The following is a 19,947-nucleotide window of genomic DNA, read 5'->3' on the forward strand; positions in this document are numbered from 1 at the left end:
CCGTTACGTCAGGGTCAAGCTCGATTCTGACCCACCGTGGCGGGGCTGTCCGGACGCCCGTACAGATAGCCCTGGCCCCGTGGGCAGCCGATCGCGGCCACCGCGTCGTGCTGGCGTTCGGTCTCCACGCCCTCGGCGATCACCGCCAGGTCGAACGCGCCGGCCAGCCGGGTGACCATCTCCACCGTGGCGTACGCCCGGTCGTCGGTGCCCAGCCGCGCCACGAACGACCTGTCGATCTTCAGCTCGGTGGCCGGGATGCGGTGCAGGTAGCTCAACGACGAGTAGCCCGTGCCGAAGTCGTCGATGGCGATCTGGATGCCCAGCTCCCGCAGCTGGTGCAGCCGTTCCAGCACCGCGTCGGTCCCCTCGATCAACGCCGACTCGGTCAGCTCCAGCGTCAACGCGCGCGGCGCCAACCCGGCGCTGGCGGTGGCCGCCGTGACCGTGGCGATCAGGTCGGGCCGGCGCAGGTGTGCCGCGGCGATGTTCACCGCGACCGTCGCCTCCGGCGCGCGGGCCCGCCAGGTCGCCGCCGCCCGACACGCCTCGTGGATCACCCAGCGGTCGATCGGGAGGATCAGCCCGGTCTCCTCGGCCAGCGGCAGGAACTTCGCCGGCGGCAGCATCCCGAGCCGGGGATGCCGCCAGCGCACCAACGCCTCGGCGCTGCGGACCGCACCGCTGGACAGGTCGACGATGGGCTGGAACTCCAGGTGCAGCTGCTCCTCGTCGACGGCCCGGCGCAGGTCGGCGATCAACTCCGCCCGGGACACGGCCGACTCGCGCAGGCCCGGCGTGCACGTCCGGTACGCGGACTTGCCGGCCGCCTTCGCCGCGTACATGGCGATGTCGGCGTCGCGCAGGAGGTCGGTGTGCGAGGCGTGCTGCGGCCCGTACTCGGCGATGCCGATGCTCGCCGACGGGTGCACGCCCACGTCCTCCTCACCCTCGGACGGCCGCAGCGCGTCCAGCAGACGCTCGGCCAGCCGCTCCGGCGACACCGGCCCCTCCCGCTCGACAAGCACCGCGAACTCGTCCCCGCCGAGCCGCGCGATGGTGCCGTCGCCGGCCACCGCCGTCCGCATCCGAGCCGCCAGGCCGGTCAGCAGGGTGTCGCCGGTGGCGTGCCCGAACCGGTCGTTGACCTGCTTGAACCCGTCGAGGTCGAGCAGCAGGACGGCCACCGGCCGGCCGTCGCGCAGAGCCAGGCGCAGCAGCCTGTTGAACAACAGCCGATTCGGTAGGCCGGTGAGCTGATCGCCGTACGCGAGCCGGCGCAGTCGCGCCACCAGGCGCAGGTTCTCGTTGGCGGCCAGCCCCTGGCGCACGGCGAGAGCGGCGAGCAACGTCATCATGGTCACGAAGACCAGCGGCGGGGTCTGGCCGGTGGGCCCGCGGGCCAGCAGCACCGCGATGATCGCCCCACCGACCGGCAGGTACGGCAGCGCCACCCGCCACCACGGCGGCAGCGGCGACTCGGCGGTCTCGTCGGTGCCGTCGCAGTCCGGCGGCGGCGGGTTCCCCGTGGCCAGGCCGATCAGCAGGTAGCTCAGCGGCCAGCACAGGTCGATGGGGTGACCGGCGGCGTAGTCAGCGCGGGCGACAAGCGAGACGTAGACGACGTCGGCTACCACCCGGATGGTGAGGCTCACCGCGAGCACGCTCATCGGCCGCCACAGCGGTCGCGCCGGCCCGGCCACCGCCACCAGGATGGTGAGCTGCATCAGGTCGAACATCGGGTAGAGCAGCCCCAGCGTGCGCGCCGGGTCGGCCAGCTCGGCGGCGGCGACCCCGCGGAACACCAGCACCCAGCCGATCGGCACCAGGGCCAGCGCGACGATCACGCCGTCCAGCAGCGTCCGGGCCCGGCCCACCCCCGTCCGGGGCCCGGACGGGGAGCTGAGCAGCGCGGCCGTGCCGGTGAGAATGCCGGCGGTGAAGACCACCCCGACCAGCGGAGTGTGCGGCAGGTCGCCGCCGACGAGCCGCTGCGCCGTCCAGATCGCCCGGCCCAGCGCCGCGAGCGCCATGGTGCCGGCGAGCAGCCTCCAGAACCTGCGCAGCGGGGCCGGGTGCCGACGGGCCACGCCGGCGCAGGCGACGGTCGCCCAGCCGGCCACCACCAGCGCGCCCACGTCGCTGACCAGCGCGGCCCCGGGCAGCGCCGCGACCAGCCAGAACGCCTCCAGGAGGACCACCGAGCCCGCGCCGACCAGCCCGACGCGGCTGAGCCGGGCCGGCGCGACGCCACTGGTCCGCGCGGCCTGCTTCACGTCCTGTCGCGACACGGTCGCTCCGGCTCTTCGTCGTACGTGCACCCTCGGCGGACCTGTCCACGGCAAACCCCGAAAGCCTAGCCAGCGCCCCGGGTGCCCGCCAAGGTCCGGACGGCCGCGCGCATCGAGCCGGTCCGGCCACGTAGGACGGTCCTTCCGGAACGGTCCGCCTCCGGGTGGCGTCGCGACGCGCGGACGTACCCCCGCCGCCACCCGGTGCGCCGTACCATCTCCGCGGTGACCTCTCCCCGCCGACGGCTGGTGGCCGCGTCCATCCTCCTGGTGATCGAAGCGCTGCTGTTCGCGCTCGTCGTCACCGAGTCCCTGGTGGGTGCCATCGTCGTCGTCGGCATCACCTGCCTGTCGCTGTGGGTGCACACAGTCCTGCACGAGTGCGGGCACCTCGTCGCGGCGAAGCTGCTGCGCCTGGAGGTCGTCGCGGTCCGTGTCGCACCGCTCACCGGGTGGCGCAACAACGTGGCGATCCGGCCGGCGCCGTCGACGACCGCGTTGCCGCTGCGCCTGGTGCTGTTCTACCTCGCCGGCCCGGTGGTCAACCTGTGCACCGCTGCGGCGCTCGGTGCGGCGACGGCGTCGGCGACCACAGCGGTGACCCGTCTCGCGCTGTTCGGCACGGCGCTTCTGGCGGCGCTTCGCGGACTGGTCAGCCTCGTCCCCTCGCCCCACAGCGACGGCCGCAACCTGCTCCACTGGCTCCGGGCGCCGACCGCCACCGGCGCGGCGCTGTGGGCTGCCTACTACGAGGAGGAGATAGCCCGGACGCTGCGGACGATCAGCCCCGTGGAGGCGGCCGACGGTCACCGCGCGGATCCGGATCGCCTCGGTGACGAGCCGCGGCTCGCGCTCGCCGCCTTCCAACGGCGCTGGAGCACCGGCCACGGGCGCTCCCCGACGGACTTCGTGGCCGACGCCGAGCGACTCGCGGCGACGGCTCGCGCCGACAGCACCGATCCCCCGACGGCCGCCGCCATCGGGCAGGTCCTCAGCGTCCAGTTCGGGTTGTGGTACCTGCACGCCGCGGTGGTGGCCCGATCGCCTGTCGCGCACCGGGAGGTGGTGGAGATCTGGGAACTGGCGGAGCTCGGCTCCCGGGTGCGGCCACAGAGCTTGGCCGCCCGTGTCGCGATGAGCCTGGCGTACCTGCTCAACCAGCGGCCCGAGCAGGCGCGGTCGCTACTTCTCGACGTCCGGCCCGGGGTGGACCCGCCGGACCTGTGCGCCGTCGCGTCTCTCCTGCGGGCCATCGCGGAGTGCCACCTCGGCAACCGCGCCGACGCGGACGCCCACATCAGGGCGGCCGGCGGCGGCTACCCGCAACTGGCCCAGCTCGTCGCCACGATCCGGGCGGCGGATCCGATGCCCCCGCTGTTCGCCCCGGCACCGATGGCTGACACCTGACCGGTGTGCCGCCAACCACCGGTACGGGCGTACGTCAGCGGCCGGCGGAGCGGTTCCACGGCGAGCGCGGCAGCGTGGTGCCGGCAAGCGGTCGACGCGCGCGCCGGCGCTTGCGCCGGCCCGGGGTGCAGGGCGGGCGGCGAACCGTGTGCACCAGCGGGCCGGCGGTCCGGGGTTGCCTGCCGATCAGCCAGCACAGGAAGCGGGCCATCTGCGGCTCAACCGACCGGGAGGCGCTGGGCGTCGGACTTGGCGATCTCGTACTGCGCGCCGCAGAACGTGCACTGCTGCGCGTAGCGGGTGCGGATCGGGATGAGCGGAATGAAGAAGAGGGTGAACCTGGTCGACCGGCGGGTGATGACCTGCGCGGCGTGATTGCCGCAGTGGCGGCAGACCTGCTGCACGACGCCGGACCTGTCGACCTTCGTACGCAGACCGAAGATGAAGAACATCGCCCGCCATTACCCACTCGGCCCCGAAAAGTCACCCGCTCGCCGAACAACGGTATGAGATCTACTTGAAGGAACGCACACAGCAGGAAGGGGGATGGCGGTGAGCGGTCATGTGCGGTGGTCGGACGTTCGGGCGGAGTACGTGCAGCGCGCTGGCGGCGAGGCGGCCGTCGAGGCGGGCAAGGAGGAGCTGCTCGCGCAGGTCGTCGGGCACCGTCTCGCAGAGGTCCGACGTGCTCGCGGTTTCACTCAGCAACAGATCGCTGAGCGGATGGGCGTGACCAAGGGCCGCGTGTCCCAGATCGAGCAGGGCCGGATCTCCGGCCAGGATGTGGTGGCCCGGTACGCCGCGGCACTCGGCGGCCGGCTGCACCAGGCGATCTACTTCGATGACGGAGACATCGCCGCCATCGCCTGAGACGCTCGGGTGGCGTGCCCGACCGGAGCCGCCCCGACCAACACAAGATCCGCACAAGTGCCGGGAAACTGCTGCCTCCGCACCGCTTGAGGCAGCAGTTTCCCTGATGTTGCTCGGATGTTGAACCCAGCTCGCTGAGCGGATGGGCGTGACCACCCGGGCGGGCTTCCCGGCGCGACGGTCAGCTCGCGGGCTCGGGCTCCAGGCCGGGCACCTCGGTCGCGAGCCAGATCGGCTGCCAGTCCGGCACCTCGTGGAAGCGGCGCAGCTCGGCCAGGCCGGCCACCGACCCGCTCCAGGCAGCGTACGGAGGATTGCCCTCGTCGAAGCCGCTCTGCACGAAGGTCAGCGTGGTCCGGCCGTTGGACTCGGCCAGCTCCCAGTTCGTGACGCCGGTCGGTCCCCAGTCCACGGACATCTTCCGGCCCGGCTCCAGGTCGACGATCTTGGCCGCGTACCCGGTCTCGAAGCCGCCCATCGCGTATCGGCCGCCGACCCACGGCTCGATCCCGATCGGGTAGCCGAACCAGGCGCTGGCCTGCTCGGAGTCGGTGAGCGACTCCCACACCTTGTCCATCGGGGCGGCGATGACCAGCTCGCCGCGCAGGTCGGCGGAGGTGAAGTCGGTACGCGGCAGCAGCGGCCGACCCTCCAGGTGGGCGGCCAGGTTGGCGATGGACAGCGCCCAGAACGTCTGGAGCACGCCCCGGATGCTGGAACCGCTCATCGCCTCGGCGAAGTCGAAGTGGCTCTGGGTCAGCGTCAACACCGTGCTGTCCGTGCCCTCGGCTGTCAACTGGAACTCGGTGGTGGTCTCCACCCCGTCGAGCACCCAGCCGAAGCGCAGCGTGTCGTCGTCGGCGTGCAGCAGACGCTGGTGCGGGGCGTCACCCTCGGGCGTGTAGCGACCCCAGAACTCGTACCGCTGGGGCAGCTCGACCTCGGCGTGCTCGGCCAGCCAGAGTCGCAGCTCGGCCGGGTCGGTCAGGGCCTCACGGACGCGCCCGACAGACGCGGAGAGGCGGGCCTGGACCTTCAGCTGTTCACTCATTGTCATTCCCTTTCGGATAGCAGGCGACGGCGAGCTTGAAGGCATCGCCTTCGCTCCCGCCGTAGCGACTGAACAGGTCCTGAAGTGCGGTTTGCAGGTCGTGCAGGAACTGCTGGCGCTGCTCGGCGGGCACCCGGATCTCGCCGGAGACCCCGATCGAGGGCAGTTCGGGCGCCGAGCGGTCCAGGTCGGCGATGTCGGCCTGGACCTCCTCCATCAGGTCGAGCAGGTAGCCCAGGCTCAGCTCGTCGCGGGCCCGGCGCAGCCCGATCCGGCCGACCAGCCGCGGGGAGAGCCAGTAGGACCGGGCGGCGGCCTGGTAGATGCCTTCGGTGATGCCGCGAACCTTGCGCTCGTTGACGAGCTCGACCAGGCCGGCCGAGACGAGCTGCTTGACGTGGTAGTAGACGCGCTGCGGCGTCTGGTCGAGTCGGGCCGCGACCTCCGTGCAGGTGCGCGGTTCGGCGAGTTGCCGCAGCACCTCGACGCGCTGCGGCTTGAGCAGGACTTCGGCCTGCTCGATCTGCTCCAGGTACAGGACGTCTCTCATGGCAAAATCAGTTTGTACGTACAAAATTTGTTTGTCAATCGCTTCGCGAGAAGCCGCGCCGACTTTCTCGACGCGGCTCCAGGCGATGCTCAGCTTCAGGCGACGTTCAGTAGATGATCAGGGCAACCAGTCGGGTCGCAGCGGGTAGCCGTTCACACCGTCCGGGCCGTTGTGGGTGGCCAGCACCTGGTGCAGCTGGATGCCGTTGCGCTCGAAGGCCATCCGCGAGCCGGCCATGTAGAGGCCCCACACCCGGGCGGTCCCCGCGCCCACCTCCGAGACGCAGAAGTCCCAGTGCTCCACCAGGTTGCGACACCACGCGGCAAGCGTCAGCGCGTAGTGCTGGCGCAGGTTCTCCTCGTGGTGCACCTCCAGCCCGGCGTCGTGCACCTCGCTGATCAACCGACCCGGGCCGGCCAACTCGCCGTCCGGGAAGACGTACCTGTCGATGAACGCGCCCGAGCGGTGGGGCGCCCGGTTGTCGGCCCGCGTGATCGTGTGGTTCAGCAGCCGTCCACCCGTACGCAGCCGCGACCGCAGCGCGCCGAAGTAGGACGGGTAGTTGCGCACACCGATGTGCTCGGTCAGACCGATCGAGGAGATGGCGTCGAACTGCTCCGCCGGCGCGTCCCGGTAGTCCAGGTGCCGCACCTCGGCCAGCTCGCTCAACCCCTCCCGCTCGATCGCCGCCTGCGCCCACTGCGCCTGCGCCTTCGACAGGGTCACCCCGAGCGCCTTCACGCCGTACTCCCGGGCGGCGTGGCGGACCATCCCGCCCCAGCCGCAGCCCACGTCCAGCAGCCGCATGCCCTTCTTCAGCGCCAGCTTGCCGGCGACCAGGTCGTACTTCGCCGCCTGGGCCTGCTCCAGCGTGTCGTCCGGGGACCGGTAGACCGCGCAGGTGTACGTCATCGACGGGCCGAGCACCTTCTCGTAGAAGGCGTTCGAGACGTCGTAGTGGTGCGAGATCGCCGTGCTGTCACGCACCCGCGAGTGCCGCAGCCCGTTCATCACCCGCTTCCAGCGCGGAAGCGCCTCCTGCGGCGGAGCCGGTGGCGGCAGCAGCCGCTCCCAGCCCAGCCCGCGCACCAGCGCCACCCCGTCGGCCACCGACGGCGGGCGCAGCCGCAACTCGTCCTTGAGCACCCGCAGCGCTTCGTACGGGTCACCCGGGTGCACCCCCTGCAACGCCAGGTCACCGCTGACGTACGCCCGGGCCATACCCAGGTCACCGGGTGCGGTGAGCAGGTACGACAGACCCCGCTCGGAACGGATCGACAGGGTGATGCCCGCGTCGGCCGGGCCGACGGCGCTGCCGTCGTACCCGGTGATCCGCACCGGCAACGGCCCCCCGGTGACCGCACGGACGACGTCCGCCACAGTCGGACCGGTGCGCCGGCCCCCCGCCGGCGGGGTGGCGGGGACGCTCGCCGCCCCCTGGTCTCGATCGGTCAGGCTCATGCTCGTGCTACCGCCTTCTCGTACAGTCCCGTCAGCCGGTGGTCCGGGTCGTAGCGGTCCTTCACCGCGCGCCAGGTCTCGCCGCCGTAGAGGCGATCGAAGGCGTCCCGGTCGTAGTACGCGTCCGAGTAGAGCGACTTGTGCCCGCCCGACTCCGACACCCTGCGTTCGATCGTGCGGTTGACGTCGCCGTCGGCGGCGCCGGGCGCGATCGGAACGCTCCCCCAGAAACCAATGTTGACGTAGTCCTGCCCCGCGTGGAGTGGATACAGCGGCCACGACCGCGCGGAACCGGGACCCTCCGGCTCGCGCAACCGCAACGGGCAGAGCCACACCGGGGTCATCCCCACGCTGCCCGCGAACCAGCGCAGGAAGTCGGCAGTGCGGTCCAGCGGGATCTCCACGTCCTGCACGACCCGCTCGCGGGCCGGCTGGCCGCGCAGCCGGTCGATCCGGGCCGCCACCTGGTGCCGGTGCTCGAGGCGGACCAGTCGGTGGTAGACGTCGCTGCGCCGGTATCGCGCCGGCCAGAGCCTGCGCACGACCGGGTGCTGCGCGCCGAACGCCGCCGAACACCAGAACCAGTCGGTGTCCCAGCGCCACAGATAGTCGTACGCGGTCAGCACGTCCCGCGTGCGCCGACGCAGCGACCGGTAGTAGATCGACTGGCCGGTGTAGTCGCTGGGCGGGTCGGCGGCGTCGGTGAACGTGCCCAGGATCAGGTACGCCTCACCGGGGCTGAACATCACGCCGTCCATCACGTCGACCGGTTCGCCGGCCCACGACCGGGTGGCGGTCACCTCGGCGATCGCGTCGGTGAGCGCCTCCAGTTGGGTGAACCGGATGTTGCGCAACGCCACGTACCGGCCGATCGGTTGCAGCTCGATGCGCAGCCGGGTGGCGTACCCCAGGCTGCCCAGCGAGTTGGGGAACGCGGTGAACAGGTCGGCGTGCTCCCCGTCCGGCCGGGCGGTGACGATCTCGCCGGAGCCGGTGAGGATGTCCATCTCGCGTACCGATTCGTGGGGCAGGCCGTTGCGGAACGAGGTCGACTCGATCCCGAGGCCGGTCACCGCCCCGCCCAGGGTGATGGTGCGCAGTTGCGGCACCACCAGGGGCATCAGCCCGTGCGGCAGCGTCGCGTCGACCAGGTCCTCGTACGTGCACATGCCCTGCACGTCGGCGGTCCGGGCGGTCGCGTCCACCGTGAGCACCCGGTTGAGGCCGCTCACGTCGAGGCCCGGGGTCCGGGGTGCGGACCGGGGGCGGAACAGGTTGGAGGTGCGTTTGGCCAGCCGGACAGGCTCGCCCGTGGGCACCGCGGCGTACGACCGCCGCAGCGTGTCCACCGCTTCATCATGGTCAATGGGGTGATCCACACGCTCAGCGCGCATGTGATCACCTTACGCCCGGCCCCCGGAAACGGTGGGATGTCGACGCCCGCTGTTTCCCGTCCGACGCCAGGTTCGACGGTTACCGTGGCGGGCATGCCGTCGCCCGCGATCGCCGCCCTGGACTCCGCCGGACTGCCGTATCGCCTGGTCAGCCACGGTGCGGTAGGCAGCCTCGCGGAGGCCGCCGCAGCCCGTGGCGTGGCGGTCCCGGATGTGGTCAAGACCATTGTCGTCCGCCGGGGTGCCGACGATCACCTGTTCGTGCTGACCCCCGGCGACCGGGTCGTCTCCTGGCCCAAGCTGCGCGCCCTGCTCGGTGTGCAGCGCATCTCCATGCCGGACGCGGCGGGCGCCCTGGCCGCCACCGGGTACGAGCGCGGCACGATCACCCCGTTCGGCGCGAGCACCGCGTGGCCGGTGATCGCCGACGAGCGACTGCGCGGCCGGGAGATCACCCTCGGCGCGGGCGAGCGCGGTCTCGCCGTCGCGGTCGACGCCGACGCGGCGATCACCGCCCTCGGCGCGACTGTTGCCGACGTCACCGACCCGCAGCCGACCCGCTGATCCCGCCGGGCCGGCTGCCCCGCCCGGCGTGGCTCGGCTGGCCCCGACCCGCCGCGGTGGGCGAGGATGGCCAGTATGTCCCCGCCCGAGGAGCGCCCCGATCCCGCCGGCACCGTCTACGGCGGTCGGCGGCGAGCGCGTTCCGGGCCGCTCGCCGACCCGCTGCTGCGGGTGGCGTTGGCGGTCGGGCTGGTGGGCGTACTCCTCGGGGTGGTCTTCGCCACCGGCCTCCTCGACGGCGACGACAAACCGGTGGTGCCCGCCACCGTCGCCGCGCAGTCCGGCGCGGCCGAGCCGACCACCGCGGCGGCCGAGCCCAGCCCGACCCCCTCGGTCGAGCCGTCGCCGACCCCGTCGGCCACCCCGGCCGTCCCGACCACCGGGCCCCGCGTGCTGCGCTCGCCCTCCGGGCTCTGCCTCGGGCTCGACGGCGACGGCGAGAAGGCGCAGGCCGAGTTGGCCGCCTGCACCGGCGGCCCGGAGCAGCAGTGGGTCGTCAGCCCGATCGGAACGGATGCGGTGACGCTGACCAACGCCGCCCACGGGCAGTGCCTCGACGTCGAGGGCGGCAGCGGTGACGACGGCGCGAAGTTGCAGCAGTTCCCCTGCCACGGTAAGGCCAACCAGCAGTGGCGGCTGAGCCCGACCGGCACCGGTCCGGTGCTGGTCGTCGCCGTGCACAGCGGCAAGTGCGCGCAGGCCGACGACGACGGCGCCGAGGCCGGGGACGAGATCCGGCAGCGGCCCTGCGACGGCCGGCCCGCCCAGCAGTGGACGTTGAGCTGACTCAGCCCCGGAAGCTCCACGCCCGGGGTGCGGTCGCGGCGAGCAGGACGGCCTCCGGCACCGGTCGGCCCGGCCGTCGACGCAGCAGCAACGACAGCCCGGCGGCGCCGATCGACAGGGCACCCGCCACGTACCAGGCCAGCGCGTAGTCGCCGAGCCGGTCGCGGACCAGCCCCGCGCCCGTCGCCGCGAGCGCCGCCCCGAACTGGTGGGCGGCGAACACCCAGCCGAACACGACGGCGCCGGCGCCGCCGAAGTACTCCCGGCACAGCGCGACAGTCGGCGGCACGGTGGCCACCCAGTCCAGGCCGTAGAAGACGATGAACACCAGCATGCTCGGGCGGGCGGCGCCACTGAACAGGCTCGGCAGCACCAGCAGCGACAACCCGCGCAGGGCGTAGTACGCGCCGAGCAGCAACCGACTGTCCACCCGGTCGGTGAGCCAGCCGGAGGCGATGGTGCCGACGATGTCGAAGAGCCCCACCAGCGCGAGCAGCCCGGCCGCCGTGGTCTCGGCCATGCCGTGGTCGTGCGCGGCCGGCACGAAGTGCGTACCGACGAGGCCGTTGGTGGTGGCGCCGCAGATCGCGAACCCGCCGGCCAGCAGCCAGAACGGCCGGGTCCGGGCCGCGGCGGCCAGCGCGCCCAGCGCCCGGGTCGCCGCGCCGCCGGTCGGCGGCGGCGCCGCGACAACCTCGGTCGCGCCGTAGGCGGGCAGGTCGAGATCCGCCGGGTGTTCGCGCAGCAACCACACCACCAGGGGTACGACCGCCAGGGCGGCTCCGGCCACGACGAGCGCCGCCGTGCGCCATCCGTGGTCGCGCACCAGCACGGCGATCAGCGGCAGGAAGATCAGTTGGCCGGCCGCACCGCCCGCGGTCAGCACGCCGGTGACGAGTCCCCGTCGACGGACGAACCAGCGCCCGGTGACCGTCGCCACGAACGCCAGCGCCATCGAGCCGGTGCCCAGGCCGACGAGGACGCCCCAGCACAGCAGCAACTGCCAGCTCGCGGTCATGAAGACCGTCAGGCCGCTGCCGGCGGCGACCAGCAGCAGCGCCACCGAGACCACCCGGCGGATCCCGAACCGGTCCATCAGCGCGGCGGCGAAAGGCGCGGTCAGCCCGTACAGGAGCAGGTTGACCGAGACGGCCGCGGAGATGGTGGCGAGCGGCCAGCCGAACTCCTCGTGCAACGGGTGCAGCAGCACCGACGGGGTGGCGCGGAAGCCGGCCGCGCCGACCAGCGCCACGAAGGCCACGGCGGCGACGAGCCAGGCGGGGTGCAGGCGACGGTTCTTGGTCACGCTGATCAGTCTGAGTCGCGCTCTCGGTGGCGACGAGTGGCCGGAAAGCCATCATGCGCAATAATCGGGCCATGAGCAGTGGCCCGCACCGGATCGCCGTCCTCGCCCTCGACCAGGTCGTCGGCCTCGATCTGGGCACCCCGTCCCAGGTCTTCAGCACCGCCCGGGGCGCGGACGACAGGCCCCGCTACGACGTGCGGGTGTGCACCCCGGGTGGGCGGCCGGTCCGCAGCACCGCAGGCTTCCAGGTGCTCGCCGACCACGGGCTGGAGCTGCTCGACACCGCCGACACGGTGATCGTCCCGGGCATCCACGACGGCGCCGCACTGACCTCGGGCGGCATCGAGCCGGAGGTGGCCGCGGCGCTGCGGTCGGCGTACGAGCGGGGCGCCCGGATCATGTCGATCTGCACGGGGGCGTTCGTGCTGGCCGCGGCCGGTCTGCTCGACGGACGCCGGGCCACCACCCACTGGGCGTACGCCGAGCGGTTCCGCCGCCTGTACGACCGGGTGGCCCTCGACCCGGACGTGCTCTTCATCGTCGACGACCGGGTGTTCACCTCGGCCGGAGTGGCCGCCGGCATCGACCTCTGCCTGCACGTCATCCGCCTCGACCACGGCAGCGAGGTCGCCAACCGGGCGGCCCGCCGCTGCGTGATGCCGCCGTGGCGCGACGGTGGGCAGGCGCAGTACATCGAGCAGCCGGTGCCGAAGGCGACCGACACCAGCACGGCGGGCGCCCGGGAGTGGGCACGGCAGCGGCTGCACGAGCCGATCGCGCTGCGCGACCTGGCCGAGCAGTCGCGGATGAGCGTGCGGACCTTCACCCGCCGCTTCCGCTCGGAGACCGGCCTGAGCCCGGCCCAGTGGCTGCTGCAGCAGCGCACCGACCACGCGCGACTGCTGTTGGAGACGACCGACCTCACCGTCGACCAGATCGCCAGCCGCTGCGGTTTCGGCACGACGGCGGCCCTACGCCAGCAGCTCCACCAACGCGTCGGCGTGGCCCCGTCCACCTACCGCCGCACCTTCCACCCCCGCCCCGAGCTGATCAACCCCTGACCCCCCACCACCGCGATCTTGCGCTTTCGGTCGCCGAGATGCCCTTTGTGCACACCTTTGTCGAGACAGAATATGCAAGATCGGCGAGGTCCCCCGGGCTGCGGCTCAGGTACGGAGCAGGTGCAGCTGGGACTGGTGTTTGGGCAGGTGCACGCGGGTGTGCAGGTCGATGGTGCGGGACCAGGGCAGCGGCTCGTCCACGATGAGGTCGAAGCCCTCGCGCAGGTGCGTTTCGACCGGGGTGTCGGCGGCCAGGCCGAGCTGATCGACCAGCCCGCACAGCCGGTCGCTGGTGTCGTGCAGCAGCGCGGTCAGGCCACGCAGACCACCGTGCTCGGCGGCGAGCGCGTCGAGCTGCGGACGGTGGATGTCCTCTTCCAGCTCGTAGTAGGCGAACGGCGACCCGGCCAGCAGCGCCTCGGTGGCCTGGATCATCAGCTCGTCGTTGGCGACCAGATGCGCGACGATCTGCTCCGCGCTGAGCTGCCCCTCCGGAGCCGGACCAAACGTCGCCCCGTCGATCTCAGCGAACACCCCGTCATAAGCGCGCCGCAAGCCACCAGTCTCCACCACACCCCCACCACACCCGCCCCACCGTGTCGATCATGGCGTTGTGGTGCCCGGTTCACCCGGATGAGCGGCATTTGCCACCCATGACAACTCCATGATCGACGCGGGTCGGTTCAGCGGCGGGACTGGCGGGAGCGGAGGTAGTCGGACACCACGTACTCGCCCAGGTCGTCGGTGTCGGGGGTGAACATGCGACCCCGGCTGCGCCGGGCCACCGCGTCGACGAAGCGGCGCAGACCCGGGTCGTCGCCGAGCATGAACAGGTTGAGAGTGGCGCCGTAGCGGCTGAGCTTGTCCACCTCACGGACGGTCGCCTCGATCGTCTCCGGCAGCGGCGGCCAGTGGAACAGCGCCTCGCCGTCGTCCGGGTCCAGGTGGGCGGTCGGCTCCCCGTCGGTGACCACCAGCACCACCGGCTCGGCGTCCGGATGGCGGCGCAGGTGCCGAGCGGCCAGCCGCAACGCGTGCTGAAGGTTCGTGCCCTGCTCCATGTCGGGATCCACCGCCGCCAGCTCCTGCTGGGTGAGGGTCATCGCCTCCCGACCGAAGCCCACGATCTGCAACGCGTCCTGCGGGAAACGGGTCTCCATCAGGTGCGCCAACGCCAGCGCCGTCTGCTTCATCGGCCCCCAACGACCCTGCGAGATCATCGAATACGACAGGTCGACGCAGAGCACCACCGCCGCGGAGGCCCGCTTCTCGGTCTCCACCACCTCGAAGTCGTCAGGCGCGAGCTGAAGCGGAACTGTCGGGCCGGCCCGGCGGACCGCCCGGGTCAGCGTGCGGACCACGTCCAACGGCTGCTCGTCGCCGTACTCCCAGGGGCGGGACGCGCCGCTGACCTCGCCCGCGGCGCCCGCCGAGCGCAGGTCGTGCTGGCCCCGCGGCCCGGCGGTCAGTTCGGCGAAGACCCGCCGCAGCGCGGTGCCACCGAGTCGGCGCAACGCCTTCGGGCTCAGCGTGAGCCCGTCCGCGTCCCGACTCACCCAACCCTGCCGGCGCAGCTCCCGCTCCAGATCACGCAGTCGGCGTACGTCGTCGGCGGCGTCCCGGCCCAGCGTCCGGGCCACCGCGTCGACGTCCACGTCGTCCAGCGTGGCCCCGGGGTGTTCCTGGTCGAGCTGGTCCAGCAGGTCGTCCAGCTCGCCGATCTCACCCAGCGCCCCGGCGGCGTCGGCGTAGTCCAGCGGCTGCTCACCCCGGACCCGCTCGCCACGCCCCCACCGCAGATCCGGTCGCAGCGCCCGCAGGTTCGCGTCGAGCGCGGACAGCTCCCCGGCGAGACGGTCGCCGAGTGACTGCCGCATCAGGCCGGCCAGCTCGGCGCGCTGCCGCTCGGAGAGCGAGTTCATCAGCCGCTCACCGGCCGCCGAGCGGCGGGCCAGCACGTCGATCAGCTCGTCGACAGTCTCCGGCTGCTCCGGGAAGAAGTCACCGTGCCGGCGCATGAACTCGGCGAACGCGTCGGTGGTGTCCTCCGCGCGGCCGTGCCGGGCCAGCAGGTCGTTCAGGTCCCGCATCATCTCGGCGAGCCGCTGCTGCGCCGCCGGATCGGCCGACGCGCGCACCGCGTCGCGCAGCCCGGCGAACCGCTGACCGAGGACGTCGTCGCGGAGCTGGTCGAGGATCTGCTGGTACGAGCGGCGGGCGTCCTCGCTGGCCCACTGGTAGCCGGACAGCTCCTCGACCGCCCGCGCGGTGGAGCGGGGCAGGTTGTCCAGCACCGCCTCGGCGAACCGCGCGTCGTCGTCGTCGCGGCCCCGCAGCTCGTCGCGCTCGGCGGCGAGGGCCTGGTCGAGCAGCGCCTGCGCGCGGGTCACCGCACCGTCGAGATCGCCACGGCGCAGCGCCTCGCGGCGCAGCCGTCGCGCCCGGGCGGCCAGGTCGTCGAGCCCGCCACGCCCCAGCGGGCCCCGGCGAAGCAGGTCGCGCAGCGCCTCCCGCAGGCTGCCGCCGGCCAGCACCTCGGCGCCGACCGCGTCCACCGCCTCACGCACGTCGTACGGGGGTGCGAGCGGGTCGGGCCCGCCGTTCCACTGCCCGTACCGGAACCGGTTGCCGGCCATGGTCAGCCCCGGCCGCCGTAGACGGTGCGCCCCGAGTCGGTCACGTCCTTGCCGAGCCGGCGGGTCAGGTGCAGCCCCTCCAGCACGAACTCGACCGCGGCAGCGGCCTCCTCCGGGGTGGGCGCGTCGCCGAGGCCGAGCCGGTCCAGCACCTTGGCCAGGCCGGGAACGGTGCCCACCTGGCGCAGCAGCTCGGTCGAACCGACCAGCTCGCCGGTCTCGATCGCCGTCCCGTCCTCGACCAGGGCGGTGAACCCGGACAGGTCCAGCCCGGCGAGGTGGGCGCGGAACGTCTCGGCGGTGGCGGTCCGCAGCAGGTGGGCGAGGACCTCGATCTCCCGCCCCTCCTCGCCGCTCTCGAACTCCACCTTGCCGCGCAGCGTGCTGGTCACCGACACCGCGTCGCCGACCCGCGCCACCGCGGCCTCGGACCGACCGTCCGGGTTGGCGGAGGCGGCGAGCAGGCCGGCACGGCGCAACGCGGCACCGGCGACCGTCTCGGCGGCGGCGATCGCGAACCGGGCGGAGACACCGGAGCGCGGGTCCACCGACGGGGACTCCCGCACGGCGCGGGCGAACCGGGCCAGCACCTCCAGCACGTGCTCCGGCACCTCGGCGACCAGGTCGGCCTCCTGGCGGATCAGCGCCAGCTCCAACTCCAGGTCGACCGGGTAGTGGGTGCGGATCTCGGCGCCGAACCGGTCCTTGAGCGGCGTGATGATCCGGCCGCGGTTGGTGTAGTCCTCCGGGTTGGCGCTGGCCACCAGGAGCAGGTCCAGCGGGAGGCGCAGCTGGTAGCCGCGGACCTGGATGTCCCGCTCCTCCAGCACGTTGAGCAGCGCCACCTGGATGCGCTCGGCCAGGTCGGGCAGTTCGTTGACGGCGAAGATGCCCCGGTTGGTGCGCGGCACCAACCCGAAGTGGATGGTCTCCGGGTCACCGAGGGTGCGTCCCTGGGCGATCCGGATCGGGTCGACGTCACCGATCAGGTCGCCGACGCTGGTGTCCGGGGTGGCGAGCTTCTCGCCGTAGCGCATCGAGCGGTGCAGCCAGCCGATCGGCAGCTCGTCGCCGGCCTCGGCGACCTGGGCGACCGACGCGGGGGTGAGCGGGTGCATCGGGTGCTCGTTGAGGACCGAACCTGCAATGACGGGGGTCCACTCGTCGAGCAGCCCGCCCAGCGCGCGGATCAGTCGGGTCTTGCCCTGGCCGCGCTCGCCGAGCAGCACCATGTCGTGCCCGGCGAGCAGAGCCCGCTCGACCTCGGGAAGGACGCTGTCGTCGTAGCCGACGATGCCCGGGAAACGGGTCTCGCCGGAACGCATCCGGGCGAGGAGGTTGTCGCGGAGTTCCTGCTTGACGGTGCGGTACTGGTGACCGGCCGCGCGCAGCGCGCCGAGCGTGCCGGGCAGGTCGGCCGGTGGAACCGGGATTACCGGGGTAGGCGCAGTCACCCGAGTAACGCTAGCTCACATTCGCGGGGGCGCCCCGGGCATCGGGAGCACCCCCACCGCCCACCCTCAGCCCCGGCCGCAGCGTCCGCAGGTCCCCCGGCGGCGCCTGTGGTACGCGTACGTCGCCGCGCCGAGCGCCACGCCCCACAGCGGCCAGAGCAGCATGGGCGCCCCGGTCAGGCTGACCCCGCCGGTGAGCTCCCAGAACCTGGGGTTGCTGAGTAGTCCCAGGCTGGCGGCGGTCACCGCGATGGCGACCAGGGTGGCCGGCACCACGGCCAGCAGCACCGGCACCCGGCGACCGGCGAGCCCGACCATCCAGCGCGGGAACCGCTCGCCCCAAGGCTGGACCAGCCCGAGGGTGAGGATCGCGCCGACGGTGGCGAACGCGCCCAGCCCGAACCCGGCCCAGACCAGCCCGGTGTCCTGCATCTCGGTCAGGAACTCGCGGGAGATGCCGAGCGGGATGCCGGCGGCCCAGGCGAACCGGGTCGACGCGTACGTCAGCGGAATCGCCGCCGCGATGCCGGCGGCCCACCGACCCCAGCGCGCGGCGGCGGCCGGGGTGGTCCAACCCCGGTCGGTGTCGCCGCGTCCGCAGCCGACGCAGGCCCCGGCGGTACGGCGCTGCCAGGTGAGGACCGCCCCGGCCAGCAGCAGCCCGCCGGCGAGCGCGGCGAACCGGCCGAACAGCGCCCAGTTGAAGATGTCGGAGTAGTCGACGGGCGGCCAGCCGAACGGCGCTCCCACGATCAGGATCGGCAGGTAGCCGAGGACGATCAGCACGCGGGCGTCCGGGACGACCACGGCGAGTCCGAACGCCACCGCCCAGCCGTAGCCGGCGAGCAACACCCGCAGCGGGCCGGGCGGGCGGACCGCGGGGCGGCTCATGGCGAGGGCGGCCACCGCGGCGGTGAGCAGGACGCCGGCGAAGAGTGGGGTGGCCACGTCCACGGGCACCAGGCGCAGCAGGTTCACGTCGCCGCCGTGCCTGTCGTTCGCGCCGAACGGATAGCCGGCGCCGTTGAGCATGCTGACCAGGGCGAGTACGCCCCACAGGCCGAGCCAACCGGCGGCCAGTGGGGCGAACCGGTCCGGCCAGCGGGAATCGGAACGGGGTCGGGATGCGGTGATCGTCGTCATGCTCTCAGCCTCGGCCGGCAGCCGGTCGAAACCCTCCCGGCCGGCGGTGAACCCGCTCCCCCGGGTGGGGGACCGATCAGCCGGACGGGGTGACGAAGCCGGACTCGTAGGCGGCGATCACTGCCTGCGTACGGTCCCGGACGCCCAGCTTGGCCAGCACGTTGCCGACGTGCGTCTTGACCGTCTCCACCCCGACCACCAGGTGCGCGGCGATCTCCGGGTTGGACCGGCCGGTGGTCATCAGCCGCAGCACCTCGGCCTCCCGCTCGGTGAGCCGGGCAGCCCGCAGCCGGTCGCCACCCGCCGGCCCGTACGCCCCGACGAGCTGGCGGATCGCGGCCGGGAAGAGCAGCGACTCGCCCGCCGCGACGACCCGGACCGCCTCGATGACCTCCGCCGGCCGGGCCCGTTTGAGCAGGAAGCCGGAGGCGCCGGCGCGCAGCGCCTCGTAGACGTACTCGTCGTTGGCGAACGTGGTGACGACCAGCACCCGGGGCGGGTCGGCGGAGGTGGCCAGCAGGTGCCGGGTGGCCTGGATGCCGTCGATGCCGGGCATCCGCACGTCCATCAGCACCACGTCCGGGCGGTGCCGGGCGACCAGGGGCGGCACCTCGGCGCCGTCGGCGGCCTCGGCGAGCACCCGCAGATCGGGTTGAGCGTCGATGATGGCCCGCAGCCCGACCCGGATCAACTCGTCGTCGTCGACGATCAGCACACCCGTGGTCATCGCACGTCCTCATAGGGCAGGCGGGCCCGGATCAGCCAGCGGTCGCCGTCCGGCCCCACGGTGAGTCGACCGCCGAGCAGCAGCACCCGTTCCCGCATGCCGTCCAGGCCCCGACCGGACCGCCCCGTGTCGGCCCGGTCGGGGCTGCTCATCGTGTTGACCAGTTCCAGCTCCAGCGCGTCCGGCCGCAGGTCCAGGCGCAGTGTCACCGGCCCGTGGCCGTAGCGGACGGCGTTGGTCAGTCCCTCCTGGACGATCCGGTAGCCCTCCCGGGAGACGATCGCGGGCAGTCGCGCCGGGTCGCCGACGCGCTGCGCGTGCACGGTCAGCCCGGCCGCGCGGGTGTCGGCGACCAGCCGGTCCAGGTCGGCGAGGGTACGTTGCGGTGCCACCGAGGGCCGGTCGCCGCCGTTCTCGCGGAGCAGCCCGAGCACGTGGTCCAGCTCGTCCATCGCGGTCCGCCCGGCCTCCTCGATGGCGGTGAGCGCCCGCCTGACGAACTCCGGATCGCTGTCGAGCACCTCGCGGGCCGCGCCGGCCTGGAGGGTGGCCACGGTCAGCGCGTGACCTACCGAGTCGTGCAGTTCCCGGGCCAGCCGGTTGCGCTCGGCCAGTCGGGTGGCCCGCGCCTCGAGCGCGGCGATCCGCTCGGCTTGCGCGGGGCCGAGCAGCACCGGCGCCATCGAGACGGCGAGCGCGCCGAGTCCGGCGACGGCGTAGCCGAGGCCGACCAGCAGGGCCACCCCGGTCAGCGTCAGCCAGCCGCCGTCCCGTCCGTCCAGCGGCCCGAACCGCTCCTGGCTGGTCAGTTCGGCGCCCACACCGAACTGCTGGGCGATGAACGCCAGCGCCATCGGCAGGGCGCTGAACAGGGCGATCATCACCAGCGCGCCGATGATGAGGTGCGTGGCGATCCAGAGCGCGCTGCGCAGGCGGCTCTCCCGGTCGCCGCGGTGCCCCGGCGCGGGGTCGGGCAGGTCGACGCCGAGCAACGCCCGCACGGCGGCGATCTCCAGCGCCCGGCTGCCGTCCAGCAGCAGCGGCACCACGGCGATCAACGCCGCGATCAGCAGGAGGGCGTACACCAGTGGGCGGGGGATCGTCGAGTCGGTGAGCAGTTGCGCGAACGTCACCGCGAGGACCCCGTACGGCAGCGCCAGCACACCACCGAGCAGCAGGAACACGCCGCGTCGCCAGGTGCTGCCGGCCACCAGCGGGGCCAGTGCCGCGCGGAAGGTCATGCGGT

The 19,947-nt window shown here is 72.9% G+C and carries 18 protein-coding genes; 5 read left to right on the plus strand and 13 right to left on the minus strand.

Annotated elements, in window-relative coordinates; translation table 11 throughout:
• Positions 1-14: 14 nt before the first annotated feature.
• Complete coding sequence (locus tag AB0B39_RS01705; RefSeq protein ID WP_357573244.1) at positions 15-2,291, minus strand: EAL domain-containing protein; 2,277 nt, start codon at positions 2,289-2,291, stop codon at positions 15-17.
• 225 nt (positions 2,292-2,516) lie between these two features.
• Between AB0B39_RS01705 and AB0B39_RS01710 the strand changes: the two genes are divergently transcribed.
• Positions 2,517-3,698 carry a hypothetical protein gene (locus AB0B39_RS01710; protein WP_357573245.1) on the plus strand — a complete coding sequence of 394 codons (1,182 nt, stop codon included), beginning with the start codon at positions 2,517-2,519 and terminating at the stop codon, positions 3,696-3,698.
• 218 nt (positions 3,699-3,916) lie between these two features.
• Here the strand turns inward: AB0B39_RS01710 and AB0B39_RS01715 are convergent, their stop codons facing one another.
• A complete protein-coding gene (locus AB0B39_RS01715) occupies positions 3,917-4,150 on the minus strand; it encodes a zinc-ribbon domain-containing protein (protein ID WP_355132985.1) in 234 nt (77 codons plus the stop codon).
• 100 nt (positions 4,151-4,250) lie between these two features.
• Between AB0B39_RS01715 and AB0B39_RS01720 the strand changes: the two genes are divergently transcribed.
• A complete protein-coding gene (locus tag AB0B39_RS01720) occupies positions 4,251-4,568 on the plus strand; it encodes a helix-turn-helix transcriptional regulator (RefSeq protein WP_234583048.1) in 318 nt (105 codons plus the stop codon).
• Between the two features lie 181 nt (positions 4,569-4,749).
• On the opposite strand, the gene AB0B39_RS01725 is transcribed toward AB0B39_RS01720, so the two are convergent.
• The 4 genes from AB0B39_RS01725 to AB0B39_RS01740 all read right to left on the minus strand — a co-directional run bounded on the left by AB0B39_RS01725 (position 4,750) and on the right by AB0B39_RS01740 (position 9,024).
• Positions 4,750-5,619: an SRPBCC domain-containing protein gene (locus tag AB0B39_RS01725; RefSeq protein WP_357493859.1), complete on the minus strand. Its 870-nt coding sequence runs from the start codon at positions 5,617-5,619 to the stop codon at positions 4,750-4,752.
• The gene (locus AB0B39_RS01730; protein ID WP_234583050.1) at positions 5,612-6,169 is read right to left on the minus strand and encodes a helix-turn-helix domain-containing protein; all 558 of its coding nucleotides are present in this window, start codon (positions 6,167-6,169) and stop codon (positions 5,612-5,614) included. The genes AB0B39_RS01725 and AB0B39_RS01730 overlap by 8 nt, the downstream gene beginning before the upstream one ends.
• Before the next feature lie 117 nt (positions 6,170-6,286).
• A complete protein-coding gene (locus AB0B39_RS01735; RefSeq protein ID WP_357573246.1) occupies positions 6,287-7,630 on the minus strand; it encodes a class I SAM-dependent methyltransferase in 1,344 nt (447 codons plus the stop codon).
• Positions 7,627-9,024: an FAD-binding oxidoreductase gene (locus AB0B39_RS01740; RefSeq protein ID WP_234583054.1), complete on the minus strand. Its 1,398-nt coding sequence runs from the start codon at positions 9,022-9,024 to the stop codon at positions 7,627-7,629. The genes AB0B39_RS01735 and AB0B39_RS01740 overlap by 4 nt, the downstream gene beginning before the upstream one ends.
• Positions 9,025-9,117: 93 nt before the next feature.
• Between AB0B39_RS01740 and AB0B39_RS01745 the strand changes: the two genes are divergently transcribed.
• The gene (locus AB0B39_RS01745; RefSeq protein ID WP_354860779.1) at positions 9,118-9,588 is read left to right on the plus strand and encodes a YbaK/EbsC family protein; all 471 of its coding nucleotides are present in this window, start codon (positions 9,118-9,120) and stop codon (positions 9,586-9,588) included.
• Between the two features lie 75 nt (positions 9,589-9,663).
• Complete coding sequence (locus AB0B39_RS01750) at positions 9,664-10,374, plus strand: RICIN domain-containing protein (protein WP_357573247.1); 711 nt, start codon at positions 9,664-9,666, stop codon at positions 10,372-10,374.
• Position 10,375: 1 nt separating this feature from the next.
• Here the strand turns inward: AB0B39_RS01750 and AB0B39_RS01755 are convergent, their stop codons facing one another.
• Entirely contained in the window at positions 10,376-11,680 is a 1,305-nt protein-coding gene (locus AB0B39_RS01755; protein WP_357573248.1) for an MFS transporter, read from the minus strand.
• Between the two features lie 53 nt (positions 11,681-11,733).
• On the opposite strand from AB0B39_RS01755, the gene AB0B39_RS01760 reads away from it, so the two are divergent.
• Positions 11,734-12,741 (plus strand): DJ-1/PfpI family protein, encoded by a 1,008-nt coding sequence (locus AB0B39_RS01760; protein ID WP_357573249.1) that lies wholly within the window; start codon positions 11,734-11,736, stop codon positions 12,739-12,741.
• 105 nt (positions 12,742-12,846) lie between these two features.
• On the opposite strand, the gene AB0B39_RS01765 is transcribed toward AB0B39_RS01760, so the two are convergent.
• The 6 genes from AB0B39_RS01765 to AB0B39_RS01790 all read right to left on the minus strand — a co-directional run bounded on the left by AB0B39_RS01765 (position 12,847) and on the right by AB0B39_RS01790 (position 19,942).
• On the minus strand, positions 12,847-13,311 hold the full coding sequence (locus AB0B39_RS01765) for a hypothetical protein (RefSeq protein ID WP_357573250.1): 465 nt from the start codon (positions 13,309-13,311) through the stop codon (positions 12,847-12,849).
• A 113-nt stretch (positions 13,312-13,424) separates the two neighbouring features.
• Positions 13,425-15,377: a VWA domain-containing protein gene (locus AB0B39_RS01770; protein ID WP_357573251.1), complete on the minus strand. Its 1,953-nt coding sequence runs from the start codon at positions 15,375-15,377 to the stop codon at positions 13,425-13,427.
• Positions 15,378-15,379: 2 nt separating this feature from the next.
• Entirely contained in the window at positions 15,380-16,831 is a 1,452-nt protein-coding gene (locus tag AB0B39_RS01775) for a sigma 54-interacting transcriptional regulator (protein ID WP_234583066.1), read from the minus strand.
• A 66-nt stretch (positions 16,832-16,897) separates the two neighbouring features.
• On the minus strand, positions 16,898-17,974 hold the full coding sequence (locus AB0B39_RS01780; protein ID WP_357573252.1) for a hypothetical protein: 1,077 nt from the start codon (positions 17,972-17,974) through the stop codon (positions 16,898-16,900).
• Positions 17,975-18,050: 76 nt separating this feature from the next.
• On the minus strand, positions 18,051-18,701 hold the full coding sequence (locus AB0B39_RS01785) for a response regulator transcription factor (protein WP_234583069.1): 651 nt from the start codon (positions 18,699-18,701) through the stop codon (positions 18,051-18,053).
• Complete coding sequence (locus AB0B39_RS01790) at positions 18,698-19,942, minus strand: histidine kinase (RefSeq protein ID WP_357573253.1); 1,245 nt, start codon at positions 19,940-19,942, stop codon at positions 18,698-18,700. The genes AB0B39_RS01785 and AB0B39_RS01790 overlap by 4 nt, the downstream gene beginning before the upstream one ends.
• Positions 19,943-19,947: the final 5 nt, after the last annotated feature.

The organism is Micromonospora sp. NPDC049114 (genome assembly GCF_040648635.1).
Taxonomy (GTDB): domain Bacteria; phylum Actinomycetota; class Actinomycetes; order Mycobacteriales; family Micromonosporaceae; genus Micromonospora.

Excerpts from the sequence above, each read along its gene's own strand:
- AB0B39_RS01715 (WP_355132985.1), bottom strand. The coding sequence starts at position 4,150 with ATGTTCTTCATCTTCGGTCTGCGTACGAAGGTCGACAGGTCCGGCGTC.
- AB0B39_RS01725 (WP_357493859.1), bottom strand. The coding sequence starts at position 5,619 with ATGAGTGAACAGCTGAAGGTCCAGGCCCGCCTCTCCGCGTCTGTCGGG.
- AB0B39_RS01730 (WP_234583050.1), bottom strand. The coding sequence starts at position 6,169 with ATGAGAGACGTCCTGTACCTGGAGCAGATCGAGCAGGCCGAAGTCCTG.
- AB0B39_RS01735 (WP_357573246.1), bottom strand. The coding sequence starts at position 7,630 with ATGAGCCTGACCGATCGAGACCAGGGGGCGGCGAGCGTCCCCGCCACC.
- AB0B39_RS01740 (WP_234583054.1), bottom strand. The coding sequence starts at position 9,024 with ATGCGCGCTGAGCGTGTGGATCACCCCATTGACCATGATGAAGCGGTG.
- AB0B39_RS01745 (WP_354860779.1), top strand. The coding sequence starts at position 9,118 with ATGCCGTCGCCCGCGATCGCCGCCCTGGACTCCGCCGGACTGCCGTAT.
- AB0B39_RS01750 (WP_357573247.1), top strand. The coding sequence starts at position 9,664 with ATGTCCCCGCCCGAGGAGCGCCCCGATCCCGCCGGCACCGTCTACGGC.
- AB0B39_RS01760 (WP_357573249.1), top strand. The coding sequence starts at position 11,734 with ATGCGCAATAATCGGGCCATGAGCAGTGGCCCGCACCGGATCGCCGTC.
- AB0B39_RS01770 (WP_357573251.1), bottom strand. The coding sequence starts at position 15,377 with ATGGCCGGCAACCGGTTCCGGTACGGGCAGTGGAACGGCGGGCCCGAC.
- AB0B39_RS01780 (WP_357573252.1), bottom strand. The coding sequence starts at position 17,974 with ATGACGACGATCACCGCATCCCGACCCCGTTCCGATTCCCGCTGGCCG.
- AB0B39_RS01785 (WP_234583069.1), bottom strand. The coding sequence starts at position 18,701 with ATGACCACGGGTGTGCTGATCGTCGACGACGACGAGTTGATCCGGGTC.
- AB0B39_RS01790 (WP_357573253.1), bottom strand. The coding sequence starts at position 19,942 with ATGACCTTCCGCGCGGCACTGGCCCCGCTGGTGGCCGGCAGCACCTGG.